A 1,446-nucleotide genomic window follows, 5' to 3' on the forward strand; every position below is an offset into this window, starting at 1 on the left:
ACGCCGGCCGAGGAGGCTGCCACCTCCCTCGTGGCCGCCCTGGCCGCCGAGAAGGGAACCACGGGGGAAGCGATCGTGCTCGGCTGGCTCATGAGGCACCCTGCCGGGATTGCGCCCGTGATCGGCACCGCGAACCCGGACCGGATCCTCGCCTGCGCCGGCGCCCCCGAGGCCGCCGCGGCGATGACGCGCGCCGAGTGGTACGGGCTCTGGGTCGCGGCCCGGGGAAGCAACATCCCCTAGCCGGTCCGCCCACCCAACTGGCCGGCCGCCTGGCCGTTTTGAGCCTGGAAACGGCTTCTGCTGCCGGCCAGCTGGGCAGGGATGTGATTTTGGTCGTAATGGTCGCCGCTGAAGGCCGGATCGCTTAGCGGCAAGTGCCCCCGGGCGACTAGCGTAGATGCATGACCTCTACCACCACCGCCGAATCACTTCGGCCCCAACGCAACATCCCGGCCGACATCGCCCGCTCCTGGCTGCTGGTTAACGCGATGAAGACCGACCTCTTCGACCAGTCCGCCGTCTCCCGGGCCGATGCGATCATCCTCGACATCGAAGACGCGGTGGACCCCTCGCAGAAGGACGCCGCCCGCGCCAACGTCGTGAACTGGCTGACCGCCGGCGGCAGCGCATGGGTCCGGATCAACGACGCCACCAGCCCGTTCTGGGCCGACGACCTCGCCGGCCTGCGCGGCACCCCCGGCCTGCTGGGCATCATGCTGGCCAAAACCGAATCGGCCGACCAGGTCACGGAGAGCTTCCACCGGATGGACGGCAAGACCCCGGTGATCCCCCTGGTCGAGTCCGCCGTCGGCATCGAGGAAGCCAACAACATCGCCAAGGCCCAGGGCGCCTTCCGCCTGGCCTTCGGCTCGGGCGACTTCCGCCGCGACACCGGCATGGCGGCCACCGCGGAAGCCATGGCCTACCCCCGCGCCAAGCTCGTTGTGGCCAGCCGCGTGGGCAACCTGCCCGGCCCCATCGACGGCCCCACCGTCGGGACGAACCACCCGATTCTGCGCGAACAGACCGGCATCACGGTGATGATGGGGATGACCGGGAAGCTCTGCCTCGCCATCGACCAGACCCCGGTCATCAACGAGGTCATCAGCCCCACCCCGTCCGACGTCGCCTGGGCCACGGACTTCATGGCCGACTTCGAAGCCAGCGGCCGCGTCATCCGGGACGGCTCCGACCTGCCGCGCCTGGGCCGGGCCGAGAAGATCATGAAGCTCGCCGTGGCCTTTGGCGTGCAGCCGGCCCTGTAGCCACATCACCACCGCAGGAGACCCCGTGACCGATACCCGCTATCTGGTGCACGGGGTCTTTTGGGATGGTCCGGTGCCGGGGTCCGCCGCAGCGTCCGGCGGCAGGCCACCGGCGATGCGCCTGCAGGGCCCTGGCGGCGCCTTCACCGCACTGACGCTCGACGCCGGCACCCGCCTC

General features: G+C 70.3%; 1 protein-coding gene and 1 pseudogene. Both read left to right on the plus strand.

Features of this window, described 5'->3' with window-relative positions; all coding sequences use genetic code 11:
• Positions 1-243, plus strand: a pseudogene (locus Y706_RS24805) (aldo/keto reductase); the annotation flags it as partial.
• Positions 244-404: 161 nt separating this feature from the next.
• The gene (locus tag Y706_RS0110175; protein ID WP_028276509.1) at positions 405-1,268 is read left to right on the plus strand and encodes an HpcH/HpaI aldolase/citrate lyase family protein; all 864 of its coding nucleotides are present in this window, start codon (positions 405-407) and stop codon (positions 1,266-1,268) included.
• Positions 1,269-1,446 lie beyond the last annotated feature (178 nt).

The organism is Arthrobacter sp. I3 (genome assembly GCF_000520575.1).
GTDB lineage: Bacteria > Actinomycetota > Actinomycetes > Actinomycetales > Micrococcaceae > Arthrobacter > Arthrobacter humicola_A.

Coding starts and splice junctions, on each gene's coding strand:
- Y706_RS0110175 (WP_028276509.1), top strand. CDS start 405: ATGACCTCTACCACCACCGCCGAATCACTTCGGCCCCAACGCAACATC.